The 16,953-nt window shown below is 32.9% G+C and carries 17 protein-coding genes; 13 read left to right on the top strand and 4 right to left on the bottom strand.

Annotation, left to right across the window (positions count from 1 at the left end; genetic code table 11):
- Positions 1-51 precede the first annotated feature (51 nt).
- Complete coding sequence (locus ACHRVL_RS04675; RefSeq protein ID WP_395410707.1) at positions 52-456, bottom strand: helix-turn-helix domain-containing protein; 405 nt, start codon at positions 454-456, stop codon at positions 52-54.
- Between the two features lie 548 nt (positions 457-1,004).
- Between ACHRVL_RS04675 and ACHRVL_RS04680 the strand changes: the two genes are divergently transcribed.
- From ACHRVL_RS04680 to ACHRVL_RS04720, 9 genes are all read left to right on the top strand, one after another.
- Positions 1,005-1,643 carry a DUF2306 domain-containing protein gene (locus ACHRVL_RS04680; protein ID WP_395410709.1) on the top strand — a complete coding sequence of 213 codons (639 nt, stop codon included), beginning with the start codon at positions 1,005-1,007 and terminating at the stop codon, positions 1,641-1,643.
- Between the two features lie 36 nt (positions 1,644-1,679).
- Positions 1,680-3,026: a polymer-forming cytoskeletal protein gene (locus ACHRVL_RS04685; protein WP_395410712.1), complete on the top strand. Its 1,347-nt coding sequence runs from the start codon at positions 1,680-1,682 to the stop codon at positions 3,024-3,026.
- A 21-nt stretch (positions 3,027-3,047) separates the two neighbouring features.
- Complete coding sequence (locus tag ACHRVL_RS04690) at positions 3,048-3,482, top strand: GNAT family N-acetyltransferase (RefSeq protein WP_395410713.1); 435 nt, start codon at positions 3,048-3,050, stop codon at positions 3,480-3,482.
- 156 nt (positions 3,483-3,638) lie between these two features.
- A complete protein-coding gene (locus ACHRVL_RS04695; RefSeq protein ID WP_395410715.1) occupies positions 3,639-4,088 on the top strand; it encodes a GNAT family N-acetyltransferase in 450 nt (149 codons plus the stop codon).
- 20 nt (positions 4,089-4,108) lie between these two features.
- Positions 4,109-4,849 carry a LytTR family transcriptional regulator DNA-binding domain-containing protein gene (locus tag ACHRVL_RS04700; RefSeq protein WP_395410717.1) on the top strand — a complete coding sequence of 247 codons (741 nt, stop codon included), beginning with the start codon at positions 4,109-4,111 and terminating at the stop codon, positions 4,847-4,849.
- A 102-nt stretch (positions 4,850-4,951) separates the two neighbouring features.
- A complete protein-coding gene (locus tag ACHRVL_RS04705; protein WP_395410719.1) occupies positions 4,952-5,521 on the top strand; it encodes a hypothetical protein in 570 nt (189 codons plus the stop codon).
- Between the two features lie 36 nt (positions 5,522-5,557).
- Positions 5,558-6,403, top strand: a complete 846-nt coding sequence (locus ACHRVL_RS04710; protein WP_395410721.1) for a tetratricopeptide repeat protein — start codon at positions 5,558-5,560, stop codon at positions 6,401-6,403.
- 15 nt (positions 6,404-6,418) lie between these two features.
- Positions 6,419-6,790: a hypothetical protein gene (locus ACHRVL_RS04715; RefSeq protein ID WP_395410723.1), complete on the top strand. Its 372-nt coding sequence runs from the start codon at positions 6,419-6,421 to the stop codon at positions 6,788-6,790.
- Between the two features lie 79 nt (positions 6,791-6,869).
- The gene (locus ACHRVL_RS04720) at positions 6,870-7,055 is read left to right on the top strand and encodes a hypothetical protein (protein ID WP_395410725.1); all 186 of its coding nucleotides are present in this window, start codon (positions 6,870-6,872) and stop codon (positions 7,053-7,055) included.
- Positions 7,056-7,340: 285 nt separating this feature from the next.
- Here ACHRVL_RS04720 and ACHRVL_RS04725 read toward each other — a convergent pair whose 3' ends face one another.
- Complete coding sequence (locus ACHRVL_RS04725; RefSeq protein ID WP_395410727.1) at positions 7,341-8,702, bottom strand: hydroxymethylglutaryl-CoA synthase family protein; 1,362 nt, start codon at positions 8,700-8,702, stop codon at positions 7,341-7,343.
- 359 nt (positions 8,703-9,061) lie between these two features.
- Between ACHRVL_RS04725 and ACHRVL_RS04730 the strand changes: the two genes are divergently transcribed.
- From ACHRVL_RS04730 to ACHRVL_RS04740, 3 genes are read left to right on the top strand one after another with little or no spacing between them, the layout of a single operon-like run.
- On the top strand, positions 9,062-9,727 hold the full coding sequence (locus ACHRVL_RS04730; RefSeq protein WP_089054676.1) for a succinate dehydrogenase cytochrome b subunit: 666 nt from the start codon (positions 9,062-9,064) through the stop codon (positions 9,725-9,727).
- Between the two features lie 11 nt (positions 9,728-9,738).
- Complete coding sequence (locus tag ACHRVL_RS04735; RefSeq protein WP_395410730.1) at positions 9,739-11,739, top strand: fumarate reductase/succinate dehydrogenase flavoprotein subunit; 2,001 nt, start codon at positions 9,739-9,741, stop codon at positions 11,737-11,739.
- A gap of 51 nt (positions 11,740-11,790) precedes the next feature.
- Positions 11,791-12,537, top strand: coding sequence for a succinate dehydrogenase/fumarate reductase iron-sulfur subunit (locus tag ACHRVL_RS04740; protein WP_089054678.1), 747 nt, complete (start codon positions 11,791-11,793; stop codon positions 12,535-12,537).
- A gap of 65 nt (positions 12,538-12,602) precedes the next feature.
- On the opposite strand, the gene ACHRVL_RS04745 is transcribed toward ACHRVL_RS04740, so the two are convergent.
- Positions 12,603-14,906: a family 20 glycosylhydrolase gene (locus tag ACHRVL_RS04745; protein ID WP_395410731.1), complete on the bottom strand. Its 2,304-nt coding sequence runs from the start codon at positions 14,904-14,906 to the stop codon at positions 12,603-12,605.
- Positions 14,907-15,097: 191 nt separating this feature from the next.
- On the opposite strand from ACHRVL_RS04745, the gene ACHRVL_RS04750 reads away from it, so the two are divergent.
- On the top strand, positions 15,098-15,874 hold the full coding sequence (locus tag ACHRVL_RS04750; RefSeq protein ID WP_395410732.1) for a DeoR/GlpR family DNA-binding transcription regulator: 777 nt from the start codon (positions 15,098-15,100) through the stop codon (positions 15,872-15,874).
- On the opposite strand, the gene ACHRVL_RS04755 is transcribed toward ACHRVL_RS04750, so the two are convergent.
- Positions 15,871-16,941, bottom strand: coding sequence for a dipeptidase (locus ACHRVL_RS04755; RefSeq protein ID WP_395410733.1), 1,071 nt, complete (start codon positions 16,939-16,941; stop codon positions 15,871-15,873). The two genes, ACHRVL_RS04750 and ACHRVL_RS04755, sit on opposite strands and share 4 nt — an antisense overlap.
- Positions 16,942-16,953 lie beyond the last annotated feature (12 nt).

The following is a 16,953-nucleotide window of genomic DNA, read 5'->3' on the forward strand; positions in this document are numbered from 1 at the left end:
AAACCGAAGCTCAATTCAAGTTTCGGTTTTTTCCTTTATAAAAACAAAATTTTATTTCTTATCAAGTAACTTCTCCAAATAAGCAACTTTATCTTTTTCAGATTGAATTAACTGTTGGTAAAGTTTTTTATTCTCTTCATATGATTCAATAAGTTTATCCAGCGGATTAAATGTGCAATTGTTATGATTTATAGAAGAAGAACCATTATCATATGAATTTCCAATAATATTAAAAACAGCTTCTTCAGAAAAGTTTCTAATTACTTCAACAGGAACTCCTAAAGCTTGTGCAATTTTCTTTAGTTTTTCTTCATCAACACTTTCGCTTCCTTCAATAATCGAGATCGATTGTTGGTTTGTACCAATTGCAATAGCAAGCGCTTCCTGCTTCATATCTCTCAATTCTCTAATTCGGCTAATGTTTCTGCCGATATGTTTTGGTTTTACTGTGCTCATGATTCAAAGATATTTAAAATTCTTTTACCTTTTTGGTTTCGGTAGAAAACAAGATTGTATTTGTGCGATACAAATTGTAAATCTTTTCGATGATAAAAATACAACTTTTCTGATTATTATTGATTTTTGAATCCTGATGTTTAGTTTTTTTTGTCATTTCGACGGAAGGAGAAATCAAACGCGTAACTCGACAAAGATTGGCGATTTTTATTGCGGAATTTCTAGTGTGATTTCTCCTTCCGTCGAAATGACAAGATTGAAAAAATAGCAGCAACTTAGAGTCTTAGTATATTTAAGATAATGACGTGTCCCTCTTGGTTAAACTTTCGGCTATATTTTTTATTCCGCTTTAATGACTATTGGAACTCTCGTGAAAAGACATTGTATCTATCTCTGATGCTCCCGTCAGTTTTATAATACATTCTTGGTTTTAATTGTTTCTAATAATGAAAAAAAAGTTACTTTAGCTTAAGTACAAGATAGTTTTAAGGTGTTGATCATTTAGGGAAATAAGTATTAATAAAGTGGAAGAGGAGAAAATAATTCAAATGCTGATTTTTTGTCACGCACTATTTGGCGGCATTGCATTGCTTTCAGGTTTCGTTTCTTTAATTGTAGAAAAAGGAAAAATAATCCATAAAAAAATGGGGAAACTATTTTATTTTTCCATGCTTTTGTCAGCGTTTACCGCATTAATAATTTCTGTTTTGCCAAGACATGAAAATCCTTTTTTATTTTCAGTTGGAGTTTTCAGCTCTTATTTTATTCTAACGGGTTACAGAGCTTTGCGGTTTAAAACTAGAAACTATAATCTAAAAACAGATAAAATAATTTCATGGATTATGGTTTTTACAGCTGTTTTGATGATTTTGTATAACCCTTTAGTAAATCAAAAAATCAATATAGTTCTAACTGTTTTTGGAATTGTAGGTTTGAGTTTTTCAATGAGAGATTTAGTGCTTTTTAATAAAACTGATAAATTAAAAAAGGATTGGTTAAAACTGCATTTAGGTAAAATGATTGGCGGATATATTTGCGCTGTAACAGCTTTTGTAGTGGTAAACGAATTCTTTTCAAGTTTTTATGGCTGGTTTATTCCTGGAATTATTGGAGGATTTTATATCGCGTATTGGATTCGTAAATTGAATAAAAAACAGAAAGTTAGTATTGCTGTAGAAAAGGAATAAAAACCGAAGAAAGAAAACTTCTATTAATAAAATAAAATGCAGACTTCTAATTTTAAATTAATTACAATAGCCGAAATCAAAACCAAGTATCCTTTTTTAATTGAAGATGAAAAGTTTGATTATTTTGATGGTTGGGAAAACGAGGATTTTTTTCTTATCGCAGAAGAAGATGTAAATTTTGAAGGGAATTTTTATTTGGATCTTTATGAAGATAAAGAGAAAAAATGGCTTGCTAACGTGTTAAAACTTCCAATTAAAAAGGTTGAAGAAATAAGAATTGAAGGTGTTTTGATAAATGGAAATTTCTCTGTAAACGGTTCAATTATTAATGCCGAAGGCGATTACGGGCCTTATGTTTTTATAAACGGAAATATTATTTGTCAAAGTCTGTTGTTAGGCGGTGCCAATGTTGAAATAAAAGGAAATATTGAAGCAAAAGAAGTGGTTATGACGTATTATAATCATGGTAGTTTTAACTGTACAGGATTAATTGATTCTCCAGTTTTTATTGTTAATGATCATAATACAACATTTGCAGAAAGAAAAAATAATCTCTTTTATTATAATGACAGAGCCGATGATGTCGATTCGAAAAATGAATGTGAATATGATGATGAAACCGGCGATGAAATTATCTCAAATGAACTTCGAAAGTTATTGGATAATCCTTTAATTGAAACTTTTGAAGAGTTGGAACGAGATTTGGCAAGAGGCGAATTGGTTTTAAAACAAAATAATCCACCTGCGAAAACTTATGAATATTGGTGCGATCGTGTTTTGGCAAATTATAGAGATCTTAAACTGGTTCCGAAACAATTTAAAACCGAAGAACTTTGTAATCTGGCATTGAATATTACATTTCACGCTCTGCCATTTATCAATCAGGATTTAATAACGTACGAACTTTGCGAGAAATTAGTGAGTAAAGATGGTTTCGCAATTCAGGTAATTCCGGATCATTTTATAACAAATGAACTGTCTTTTAAGGCAGCTGAAAATGGTACATTGTTAAGGTTGATTCCAGAAAAATACTTTTCTGAAGACTTGATATTATTGGTTTTCAAAAACGGAAAACATGAACCTGATATCAACGATGTTCCTTCTCTATTTATTACAGAGAATCTTCTTGCAGAATATGTAAAAATTGGAAAAGGATTGTGGCTGGATAAAGCCTGTAAACAAAACGGAATTGATAAATTGCATATTTTAAAACAAGTAATCGATTCTGGAATTGAATATTTGGACAGCATTTTTGGAAATCATTTCAGTAAAGAAACGGTTGATTATGCTTTTTCGGTTTATAAAAATCAAGAAGATTGGAACAAATGTGTTCAAAAATACAAACTGAAGTTTGAGCGTATTGGTTTAAATGAATACTTGTAAAACGGTAAAATAGAGATTATAGTGTTACAAATTAATATCAGAAAAGTAGAAAAACAAGATCTAGGTTTTGTTTACAAAGCAATCTGCGAACTAGAAAATGAAGTTTTAGATTTCGAAGTTTTCGAGAGAATATTTAATGAAAATATTTCTAATCCAAAAAATCTTTATCTCATTGCCGAAAACGAAAGTGAAGGTTTAGGATTTATTAGTTTTCATACCCAAAATCTTTTACATCATTGCGGATTGGTTGGTGAGATTCAGGAATTTTTTATTCATCAAAAATATAGAGGTAAAGGAGTTGGGCGCTTATTGATAAATGAAATCAAGAATTTTGCAGAACAGCATAATTTAAAAAGTATCGAAGTGACAACCAATAAAAGACGAGTAGAGAATGTTGCAATTTATGAGAATCTCGGATTTAATTTGAGTCATAATAAGTTTACGATTTACAAATAAGCAATGAGTTGTCAGTTTAGTTTGTCATTTCGACCGAAGGGAGAAATCACACATGAAACTCCACAAGCAAAATTGTCAATCTTTGTCGAGTCACTAGTGTGATTTCTCCCTTCGGTCGAAATGACAAGATTACTTTGAAAATCCTATTTTGAACCAATGACAATAGAAAAAGCCAATATAATCGACGATGAAATCCTAACTTTAATAACCAAAAAATCAAAAGCATTTTGGGGTTATTCGCCAGAGCAAATTCAGGAATGGGATAAAAACTTAACCATTTCTCAGGATTATATTAAAGAACATAATGTTTATAAATTGACAGTTAATAATTTAATTATTGGCTATTATTCGTATTTTTTTAAAGATGAAAAAGAAATTGAGCTTGATAATTTATTTATCTTGCCAGAATATATTGGCAAAGGATTGGGTAAATATTTAGTACTTGATTTTTTAAACCTAATTAAAGATCAAAAAGCAGAAAGAATAATACTCGATTCAGAACCAAACGCTGAAAGTTTTTATTCTAAAATGGGATTTGTAAAAATTGGAGAATTCGAAACTTCCATAAAAAACCGTTTCATGCCAATCATGGAAATGAAACTTTAATATCTAACTTCATACACAAAGTGAAACAGCTAAACACGTCTATAAAACATAATTTAATAGTGGGTTTGCTTATTGCGTTATGGCTTTTTGTTTTTGCTTTCATCATAAAACCTTTTGATGATGGTACTATAAATTTTAAAGCTTGGTTTTTAATTAGTTTTGGTTTTAGTATGATGGCGTTTTTGTGTTACAGCCTTTTAATGATTGTTCAAAAAAGCTTTTACGAAAGAATAATAAAGTGGAATATTGTTCTAGAAATAACAGCTCTTTTTTTATTTCATACAATGTATCTGATTGGAGTTTTTGCCTTTTATAAAAGCCCAATTTTAAATGGGGGATATAATTTTTCTGAGTTCTTTTCGGTAATATTTATAAAAGTCGCTTTGATTTTGACTCCGGTAATTATTCTGGCAAGAAGATATTTAATCAAATTAATTCCTGTTAAAGAAGATTTTCTGGTAATTAAAGGCGAAAATAAACTAGATGTTCTAAAGATTAAAAAATCCGATTTGGTTTGCATTTCGAATGCTCAAAATTATGTCGAGATTTTTTATACAGAAAATGGAAAACTAACTTCAAAATTACTGCGAAGTTCACTCAAAAATATTCAAAAAGATTTTAGCTTTTTAATGCAGATTCATCGTTCGCATTTAATAAATCCATCTCATTTTAAATCTTGGAGAAATCAAAATACCATTATTCTGACCCAAATCGAACTCCCGGTTTCTAAAAATTATAAAGAAACTTTATTAGCATTATAATTTCGTACCTAAAACAATATGTTTTGTACCTAAGTCTTTAAAATAGGGCTTTAAGCCAGTTTTTTCATTTTAGTTTTGCTTCATCAATTTTAAGAATAAATTATGAAAACAAAACATCTTTGCCTTCTAGGATTATTATTTTTCCTGATCAGTTATTTATTCTTTTCTAAAATTTTACCCAATTTTCAAAAACCAATTGATTTTGCTCATTGGTTTAATTTAATTGGAGCTTGTTTATTGTTGTCGTTTAATGATGTGTTTCCTAAAAATAGATTAAATTCAGCGGCTTCTGTGCTGACAAGTTTGGGTGTTATTGCGCATATCGGACTTTGCACCATCGATTTTATTATGTCGAGTTACGGAAATAATGAAATTGCAAAATCCGCATTAAGTAATCAAATTAGTAATTCTCCAAGTATTTTGTATCCTTTTGTTGTCGTTGGACCATCTTTGCTTTTTATTGGTTTAACGTTTCATGCTTTGCGTTTTATTAAAACGAATTTTATTATTGTTTTAGTGATTATTCTGAGTTCTGTATTAGTTGGATTTTCATTTTTTGTTTTGAAAAACGGTGTTTGTATGTTCTTGAGCTGTTTGGTTTTTGTTTTAGGATTGGGTTTGCTGCTTTGTAAGAATGATATTAAAAAAGTGAAAGGAAATCTATATATTTGAACGGATTTTATAATTTTGAGCCAATCAAATTTAAATATGAATAAGATTTTTACCTTACTAGTTTTACTTTTTGTATTCAATATTTCTGCACAGAGCACACTTCAATTTGATAAAAAGTTTGTTCAAAGTGAAGATAGATGGGTAGTGTTTCCTGCGGATAGTACTGGTTCTTATAATTTTGGATTTATTTATATTGACGCTCAAGCTGGATTAACTTTTGACTACGAAGGAAGTTTTAAGGTTGATGAAAAAGGAATGTTTCTGCCAAATAAAAGAGAAAAGACAAGTTCTATGAAATATAGATTACGGCCAAATAATACATTAGTAGCATTTATTCCTGAATCTAAATATACAGAATTGCAAATCTCAAAAGAGCCGGATTGGCTTAAAAGTTACAAAACAGGCGAAGGCTCTATAGAAAGGCTTTATCAATGGGGTTTCATGTATAATGGTTGGAATGAATGCGAAAAGGCTTTGGGATACCTAGAAAAGGCTCAAAAAGTTGACCCTGAATACAAAGGTCTTCGAGTAGAGTTAGCGTTTTCTTATAATTGTCTTAAACAGTATCAAAAAGCTGTTGATATTTTGAAAATTGCTATAAAAAAAGAACCTCTTGACGCTTATACAAATAAGGAGTTGATTTACGCAGAGACAAAAAATGGCAATCTGCAAGATGCTGAAAACGTTTGTCGTAAAGTTTTTAAAGAATGTCCAGATAAGACTTATAATTCTGAGAATGCTTATAATATCTTGCAAGCTTATTACATTAAAAAAGACATTAAAAACTTCAACAGTTGGTTTGCAGAAGCGAATTCGTATTTAATGAGCGATCAAAAATTGAAGTCTTTAGCAGAACAAATGAAAAAGGAACTACAGCAATAATATTAAAATCGAAAATTGAAAAAACATTTAAAATATCTAATCGCACTCTTTCTGGCTTTTGTCGTGATTGCGAGCGATGGTACTTTGTATTCTCAATCAAAATCGGCAGAGTATTATCAGTCTTCATTTGTAGTTTTAAAGAGGGAATTAAATCTTAAAGATTCTCGTTTATATAAATTTGGACAAGTTGCTTCCTCTGGTAAAACAAGATTTTTAATTGTTTTGAATTTTCTTGAAACCGAAAGTGTTTTTACTTTTCAAATTAAGAAACTGCTGAAATTGCAAAATCTGCTTCATCAAAAACTAACGTCATTTATAAATCAGTCTGTTTTTATAAATGAAATAATCATTTCAAATCATTTCGGTAAAAGTTTATACAACGCTTAAGAAAATTTATTTCTGAGGCTTTATGCAATCTCAAAGCATAAGATGATATAATAATGTCTAATCATTTATCATTTTTAAAATGTATAAACAAAATAAAAATTCTCGTTTGGAGCAATCTAAGCGACCGCTTCTTCATTGGATGAAAAGAAAATTACTTTTAATAATAACCGCTTTTATGCTTGGAATGTCAAACGGAATGAATACCGAAGATCGTTCCATTAACGGAAGTTTTGTTCAGACAGAACAACAGGATAAAAAGGATTAATTTTTTTAGTTAGAAAATGTGTCAATTTGATAATTAGAAAATTCTTTTTTTGTCCTGAGACCTTTGTCAAAGTTTTAAACTTTGACAAAGGTTTTGCACAATCTTGTCATTTCGACTGAAAGGAGAAATCACACTAGTAATTCGACATGCAAAATCACCAATCTTTGTAGAGTTTCGCGTGTGATTTCTCCTTTCAGTCGAAATGACAAACTATGTGGATAAAGCAAAAAACCGAAGCGTTTGCTTCGGTTTTTTTACTGGAATTTGGTATTTCTTTTTTGAAATTTAATCAATCCATTTATAATATCTCGCCCCAACTAAAACAGGAATCTCTTTTTCAATTCGGTCTAAAACCCATTCGTTTTTCGGAGTTCTTACACTTTGTTTTTGTTCTTTTTTGTGAAGGCTTTCATAAGTATTGAAATCAATTTCTACACTTTCGGCTAAATTTTCAAAAAGTTTCACATTTTCTAGAGAAGATTTCCATTCTGGCTGAATCGTTCCTTCAAAAACTTTAGATTTCGATCCACTTCCGTACGCTAGGAAGCCAAATTTAGTTCCTGAAATTGCTACATTAGTATCATAAAAATGAGCCAAAGTCGATAATAATCCCATGAAAATAGAACCAGTGTAAAGATTTCCAATTAATGAAGAAGCCAATTCTGCAGGTTGTAATTTCTCTGTTACAAAACTTCTGTAATCCTCAGATTTTGCCACTTCTTTAATTTTTGTCTGATAATCTGCAGGTGCAATATCATCGGCAATAATTTTTTCGGCACTGTCTAAAGCATAAATTTCAGATAACATTCTTCTTCCCTGGAAAGAATATGGCAAGTGCATTATGATGCTATGCCAAGTGTTGTATAGTGTTTCGGTAGTGTTTTTTAATTTTTTGAATGAAAAGTAAGCATTTCGCGTACGATCCATATAACATTGATTTGAATATTGTCCGTCAAAAACCGGTTGATCTTTATGGATTTCGATTTCTGCTTCTAAATTATCAAACCAAGAATCGTTGTTTGTGTTTTTTGTGATTTCGTTTTTAGAGATAGTTCTGTACGGTTTGAAGAAATCAAAAACACCTTTTGTGCTTGTTGCCCAATTGTCATCAAAAGCAATAATTTTTGGGTCTGTACTAATTAACATTGCAACAGCTCCAGCGCCTTGTGTATATTCTCCGCCTGAATTTAAATCGTATTTTGCAAAATCAGCAGCTACTACAATTGCTTTTTTTGCTGGGTTTAATTTTACAAAGTCAAGACAGTTTTGCAAGGCATCAACAGCGCCGATACAAGCAAAAGTAAAATCGACTACATCACATTCGGCTAAGGTATCTTCTCCAAATTTTTGCTCCATTAAGTTAATTAAATAAGAAGCAATTGGTTTTGAACTGTCGATTCCGCTTTCGGTACCAACATAAATTCGGCCTATTTCGTTTAGGTTTATTTTATTATCAGTAATAAGTTTAGTTAAAGCATTTGCGCCAAACACAACCGCATCTTGATGAACGTCTGGGAAAGTCATTTTAAGTAATCCAAGACCTTTTTCTAATTTTTCTGGTTCAATATTTCTGGCGATTGCCAAAGTTTTTATGGGTAAGTGTATGTTTGCTACATCAAAAGAAATAGCGTCAATTCCTGTTTTCATTCTCATTTTTTTTGAAGCCGATAAAGGTAAAATTATGTTGTGGAATGGCAATTTTTTAGATTGATTAAATTTAGCTCCAGCTACACTTTTGAAGAAAACAGATTAAAACTTTAAATAAAATAGCAATATCATAAATTTTTGACAATATACGTAGGAGTGATTTTTGGGTTTAAGCCTTTGTGAGTAGGTTTTTGGAATCTTCTATAGGGAATTATTTTTTAGCAGCTTCTTTTTTGTACGTAAAAATACGTACTCGGAAGCTATTTTAAAATCATTATAAATAAGAACGAAATGGTTGTAGTTCTTTTGTATTTGAGTTATTTTTGTATAATTTTTTAAAACAAACTACTTAAACACTTATGGCACAATCTGCACTATTGAATGCTTCCATCTTAAAGAAAGTAGCTATGGCTCTTTCGGGAATATTCTTAATCACGTTTTTAGCGCTGCATGTTTCCTTAAATTTTATTTCTATTATTAGTGAAGACGTTTTCAACGAGGCTTCTCACTTTATGGGATACAATCCGCTGATTCAATATGTAATGCAGCCAGTTTTGGCGATCGGGGTAATTTTCCATTTTGTAATGGGATTTATTTTAACCGCACAAAATAAGGCAGCAAGACCAATTGCGTATGCAAAATACAACGGAGCGGCTAATGCTTCTTGGACTTCAAGAAATATGATTATTTCTGGAGCAGTTATTTTAGCTTTCTTAGTATTGCATTTTTATGATTTTTGGTTTCCAGAAGTAACCTACAAGTATATTGCAGGAACGGCTCCAGATGCTACAAGATATTATGGAGAATTGGTTCATAAATTTCATGACCCAATCCGTACAGGATTGTACTGTATCGCGTTTGTGCTGCTAGGGTTTCACCTTTGGCACGGATTCAGTTCGTCTCTTCAATCAGTTGGGATGCACAATAAGTATTCAAGATTTTTAAGTAAAGTAGGTTATTGGTTTGCTGTAATAGTACCGGCACTTTTCGTAATTATCGCATTATTTCATCATTTCAATAATTAATATCAATTATAATGGCATTAGATTCAAAAATTCCAAATGGTCCTATAGCGGACAAATGGACAAATTATAAAGATCATATTAATTTAGTAAACCCTGCTAACAAACGTAATTTAGATATTATCGTTGTTGGTACAGGTTTGGCTGGAGGTTCTGCAGCAGCTACTTTGGCTGAGTTAGGATATAACGTAAAAGCATTTTGTTTTCAAGATTCTCCACGTCGTGCGCACTCTATTGCAGCACAAGGGGGTATCAACGCAGCAAAAAACTATAAAGGTGACGGTGACTCAACTTACAGATTGTTTTATGATACTGTAAAAGGTGGTGACTACCGTGCACGTGAGGCAAACGTTTATCGTTTGGCTGAAGTTTCGGCAAATATTATTGACCAGTGTGTGGCTCAAGGGGTGCCGTTGGCTCGTGAATATGGCGGACTTTTAGATAACCGTTCTTTTGGAGGAACTTTGGTTTCTCGTACATTTTATGCACAAGGACAAACTGGACAGCAATTATTGTTAGGAGCTTATTCTGCAATGAACCGTCAAATTGGTCGTGGTAAAGTAAAAATGTACAACCGTCACGAAATGTTAGACATTGTAATCGTGAACGGAAAAGCGAGAGGTATTATCGCTCGTAACTTAATTACTGGAGAAATAGAAAGACATTCTGCTCACGCGGTAGTAATTGGTTCTGGAGGATACGGAAACGTATTTTTCCTTTCAACAAATGCTATGGGAAGTAACGCAACAGCAGCTTGGAAAATACATAAAAAAGGAGCGTTTTTCGCAAATCCTTGCTATACACAGATTCACCCAACATGTATTCCAGTTTCAGGAGATCACCAGTCAAAACTGACTTTGATGTCTGAATCTTTACGTAATGACGGTCGTATTTGGGTTCCTGCAAAATTAGAAGATGCTCAGGCAATTCGTGAAGGAAAGAAAAAAGCAACTGATTTATCTGAAGCAGATAGAGACTATTTCTTAGAAAGAAGATATCCAGCTTTTGGTAACTTAGTTCCTCGTGACGTTGCGTCTCGTGCAGCTAAAGAAAGATGTGATGCTGGTTTTGGAGTTAACAAAACGGGAGAAGCTGTTTACTTAGATTTCGCGGCAGCAATTAAACGTTACGGAACTGAAGATGCTTACGTAAAAGGTTTAGATGATAAAGATGCTGCTTTGGTAACTAAATTAGGGGCTGCAATCGTGAAAAGTAAATACGGAAACTTATTCCAGATGTATTACAAAATCGTTGACGAAGATCCTTATACAACGCCAATGATGATTTATCCAGCGGTTCACTACACAATGGGTGGAACTTGGGTTGATTATAACTTAATGACTACAATTCCTGGATGTTTCTCAATTGGAGAATCTAATTTCTCTGATCACGGAGCAAACAGACTTGGAGCTTCTGCTTTAATGCAAGGTTTAGCTGATGGATATTTCGTATTGCCATATACTATTGGAGATTATTTAGCTCCGGATATTAAAATGGGAGAAATTTCTACAGACTTACCAGAATTCGTTGAAGCTGAAAAAGCGGTTGTTGATCAAATTAATAAATTTATCAATAACAACGGTAAACATTCTGTAGATTATTTCCACAAGAAATTAGGAAAAATCATGTGGGATAAAGTAGGTATGGCTCGTAATGCTAAAGGTTTAACTGAAGCTATCGAAGAAATTGCTGCTTTACGTGAAGAGTTTTATAAAGATGTAAAAGTTCCAGGAAGCGCTAACGAATTTAATCAAGAATTAGAAAAAGCAACTCGTGTTGCCGATTTCTTAGAATTAGGAGAATTGTTCGCGAAAGATGCTTTACACCGTAACGAATCTTGTGGTGGTCACTTCCGTGAGGAATACCAAACAGAAGAAGGAGAAGCACTTCGTGACGATGAGAATTTTGCATATGTGGCAGCTTGGGAATACAAAGGAAAACCAAGTGATGCAGTATTACACAAAGAAGCTCTTAATTACGAAAATATTAAATTAGTTCAAAGAAGCTATAAATAGTATTTGAAAAAGTCTTGGTACTTATTTCATATTACTTAAAACTTATACAAAATGAAACTTACATTAAAAATATGGCGTCAAAAAAACGCCCAAGATAAAGGAGGGATTGTAGAATATCCTATTGATGGAATCGAACCAGATATGTCTTTCCTTGAAATGCTTGATGTTCTTAACGAACAATTAATCAATAAAGGAGAAGAGCCAGTTGCATTTGACCACGATTGTCGTGAGGGAATCTGCGGAATGTGTTCTTTATTTATCAACGGAGAAGCGCACGGACCAGACAGAGGTGTTACAACTTGTCAGTTGCACATGCGTATGTTTAAAGATGGTGATACGATTTTTATCGAGCCATTTAGAGCAAAAGCTTTCCCAGTAATTAAAGATTTAGTTGTTGACAGAAGTTCTTTTGACAGAATTCAACACGCAGGAGGATTTATCTCTGTAAATACTTCAGGAAATACAATTGACGCAAATACAATTCCAATTAACAAACACGATGCAGATAAATCATTTGATGCGGCGGCTTGTATTGGTTGTGGAGCTTGTGTTGCAACTTGTAAAAACTCTTCAGCAATGTTGTTTGTTTCTGCAAAAGTATCTCAATATGCTTTATTGCCACAAGGTAAAGTTGAGGCGGTTGACCGTGTATTAAACATGGTTCACCAAATGGATTTAGAAGGTTTTGGTAACTGTACAAATACAGGAGCTTGTGAAATCGAATGTCCAAAAGGAATTTCACTTGAAAATATTGCACGTATGAACCGTGAGTATTTAGCAGCAAGTTTGAAAGGATAATTTAGAACGCAATTTTAGTTTATATTGAAAACGCATCCGCTTAGGCGGATGCGTTTTTTTGTGGTCTATTCGTAAAACAATTGTGAAGCACTTATTTCTTGTTTTTCTTTTCCTTCCTGCTTAATGAAACAGTTTAAAGTTGTTCCTCCAATTTGGTCAAAATAACTGATGTTTATTTTATGAAATCCTTTTTCGAGTTTTACAGCTCCATAAGATTCATTGAGCCAATGGATGCCGTCATTATCGACAATTAGTTCATCATCTATAAAAAGCTTCGATCCGTCGTCTGAAAGCGTTGATAAAGTATAATTTGCTGTTTCTGGAATGTAGATATATCCGTTAAATTTTAAGCCGATATAGCGTTCTAATTTTGTTTTCCATTTTTCGCTGCTGATTTTACCTTCAAAAATTCCAGAATTAATAGGTTTTGCTATTTCTAAATCTTGTACCTGCTGGAACAATTTTCCGGTATAATAATCAAACTTTAAACCTTGTTTTGTTGGCTTTATGGCTAAAGCTGCTTTTAAATCAGGGTTTTTGACTATTATTTTATTAATAGAACTTTTTCTTCCGCTTGGACTTATTTGAACGGTTTTTATGGTTCTATATTCTCCTTTTGGAATGTTTATCGTTACAGGCTTTTCGTAAAGTGCTGCGGTTTCGTCTGGATTATAACCATCAATTGTATAAAAAATTTGCCCGTTTTTAATAGTAGGTTTTAAGTCTAAAATATATTTTGATGTAATTAACGCCGTTTCTTCTGCTCCAAAAGGTACAGGAACTTTATACAATCGTTTTTGAGATTCTAGTTTTTCTAAATGATGCGGCATTCGGTTTAAAACAAAACTATTGTAGTTTTTATTTTGAGATTTTGTCCAAGCAATTTCAGCCAAAGCAAATACTCGCGGATAAATCTGGTAGTTTAATTTGGCAGGACTCGTCAAATATTCAGACCAAAGATTAGATTGAACCCCCAAAATATATTTTTGTTCATCAATGGTTAAACTGTCTACCGGCGTTGGATTGTAGTTGTAGATTTTTTCGACAGTTACTAATCTTCCAACGGTAAGCGGTTCTTGTGGAGAGTAGCCTTGATTGTAATCCAGATACAAAAATTGCTCGGGATTCATGATAACAAAATGTTTTTGCTTGGCAGCGCTGATACCGCCAGATTCTCCACGCCAAGACATTACAGCTGCATTTGGAGCAAGTCCGCCTTCGAGCATTTCATCCCAGCCTAGAATTTGTCTGCCATTTGCATTTAGAAATTTTTCGATTCTGGTTGTTAAATAAGTTTGTAATTCGTGCTCGTCTTTTATGCCTAATTCTTTGATTTTTTTCTGGCAGTTCGGGCATTCTTTCCATCTTGCTTTTGGACATTCATCTCCGCCAATATGAATATATTTACTTGGAAACAAAGCCATAACCTCAGTTAAAACATCTTCTAAAAATGTAAAAGTTTCTTCTTTTCCGGCACAAAATATATCTTCAAAAACCCCCCAATATTCGACAACTTTATATTGACGATCAGGAAAGCAGGATAAATTAGGATACGCAGTTACGGCAGCTGTTGCGTGTCCCGGCATTTCGATTTCAGGAATGATGTTAACATAATGTTCTTCGGCAAATTTTACAACGTCTTTGATTTCTTCTTGTGTGTAAAAACCTCCGTATGGATTTCCATCAAAAAAATAAGGGAATCTTTCAAACTTATTTCCCACTAAAGTCTGTGCTCTTTTTGATCCTACTTCGGTTAGTTTTGGATATTTTTTTATCTCGATTCTCCAGCCTTGATCATCAGTTAAGTGCCAATGGAAATTATTTAATTTATAATAAGACATCTGTGCTATAAAATCTTTTATAACATCAACAGTGAAAAAGTGGCGGCAGACATCTAAATGTAATCCGCGATAAGTATATCTTGGTTCATCCTCGATAGTAACACAAGGAAGTTTTATTTCCTGATTTTTGGGTTGGTTTGGAAGCAGCTGCAATAAACTCTGAACAGCATAGAACAATCCTTCTTCGCTTCCTGTAACTGTTATTTTTTTTGAAGTTATATTGATTTTGTAAGCTTCTTTTTTTTCAGACGTACTTGGAGTTTGAGCAATAAACAGAACTTCAATATTGCTTTTTTTATTGGGCATATTAGAGTTTACGACCGATTCAAAAATAGAAGCTGTTCTTTTTTCTTTGGTGCTGAATTTGTTGTCTTTAAAAACGACTTTTATCAATCCGTTAATTCGAATACTGTCTCCTGTAGCTTTATAAAAGTTTGGTTCTGGGATTATTGTATTGTTGTTGGATGGGTTTTGAGCATTTCCGAAGAAAAAGCAAAACATTAAAAATAAAAAGATACTTTTTTGCATGGTTGTTTTCTTGATTTGTAAAACAAATTTAGAGTTTATGAAATGCTTTTTGCAAAAAAAATGCAAAACTAAAATTTGTTTAAATGTCTTTGTAATAGGCTAATTAACTTTTTGGTTACTTTCTGTTATAATTTGTTTCGCAATAATATTGCATTTATTGTTTACCTTTGTTTTTATAAAAATGAATTTGCATGAATAATGATAATGAGTTGGTAAATTACACGAAAGAAGAACGTAAAAATCTTATTTTAAAAGAGATAAATCTGCATACCCGTGTAAGTTTTGAAACACTATCGGTTAAATTGTTTGTTTCGGAAGATACTGTTAGACGCGATGTTAATGAACTTGAATCTGAATCGTTATTGATAAAAGTGAAAGGTGGTGCAATGACAAAAGCGTATCACCATTCTTCATCAAATCAGGTTTATGCAGGCGAGTCTAAACAAATCATTGCACAAAAAACAATAGGGCTGCTTCGTGATGGAATGGTTTTGTTGTTAGGAGGCGGTACAACAATTAGAGCGTTTATCCGATTGATTCCTGACTACTTAAACTTGACCATTTTTACTGTTACTGTTTTGTCTGCAGTTGAACTTCTAGACAAACCTAATGTTAAAATTATAATGATTGGCGGCAGTATTTCGTCTTACAGCCAAATGTGTGTGAGCGGCGATGTCTATAATCAATTGGCTAATATTAAAGTTGATTTGTTAATATTAGGAACAAATGCTTTAGACGTCGAAGGTGGTTTCTCGGATTCTGACTGGGAAACAGTTCAGGTAAAAAAAGCAATGATTCAAGCCTCTGAAAAAACAGCTATTCTTACTATTTCTGAAAAATTAGATACGGTGCTAAAAATGAAAATTGCCAACTTATCTGAGGTAGATTACGTTGTTACAGAAGTTGATCCTAACGACGAAAAATTACAAGCGTATAAGAAGGCAGTTCCAAGTTTAGTTTTTGTTTAATCCCAATTCTTCATTAAAAAATTAATCCAGTTCTGGTGAAAGATTTTGTCTAAATCTTCATCAGAATATCCGTTGTTTTTAAAGATCAAGACCAATTTTTGTAAATCGGCTATCGTATTTAAATCATACGGAGATTGTTCTGTTCCAAAAGCACCGTCTAAATCTGAACCTACGCCAATGTGATTTGCATTTCCAGCCAATTGACAAATGTGATCCATGTGTTTAAAAACGGTTTCTAAATTGCAATTCATTTCTAAAGGCATTGAAATACCTCTCTGCCAATTAGGAACCAGCATCCATGCATCTAAAGCACCTCCAACAACGGCTCCTCTAGAAATTAAAGCTTTAATCATTTCATCGCTGTATTGACGATTGTGATCAACCAAACTTCGGCAGTTGTTATGACTTGCCCAAACGGGACCATTGTAATGATCTAAAGCTTGCCAGAAAGCATCGTCGCACAAATGAGTTGCGTCTAAAATAATGTTTAAACGTTCCATTTCTTTCAATAAATCAAGACCATTTTGATTCATTTTTCCCGTTGCATCCGTCCCGTTTGCATATCTGCCCGGACCGTAATGTGCTGGGCCAATAGCGCGTAATCCGTAATTGTATGCTTTTTCTAAATAAGAAATGTCAATAATAGAATCAGCACCTTCTAAACTCAAAATATATCCAATAGGTTTTTTGTCGTTTGGAGCGCCGTCATTCCATAAATCAATTTGTTTTTGAAGCGATTTTTTATCTGTGATTTGTGTCATTTCTCCCGCTTCTTCCATGGTTTTGTACCAAGTAAGCTGTCCTTGCGTTTGTGCCCAAGCTTGTTCAGGAGAATTCCAGCCAGGAATAATACTGTCAGGCTTTACAAATCTTGCAATTTGAGTAGCAACCACAATTCCGATGTTTCCTTTTCGTAAATCGGGAAGTGAAACCGTTGCGCGTTCACGATCTGGTTTATCGGTCATTCCTTTTTCTAAATGACGTAAAGTGGCAACATCATTTCGTAAATCTCTATTCCATTCCATTGCATTCATGCTCAGGTCTAAATGGGCGTCTATTATAAACATATTTGTATGGAC

Origin of the sequence: Flavobacterium sp. FlaQc-28 (genome assembly GCF_044007415.1) — a bacterium.
Classification (GTDB): Bacteria; Bacteroidota; Bacteroidia; order Flavobacteriales; family Flavobacteriaceae; genus Flavobacterium.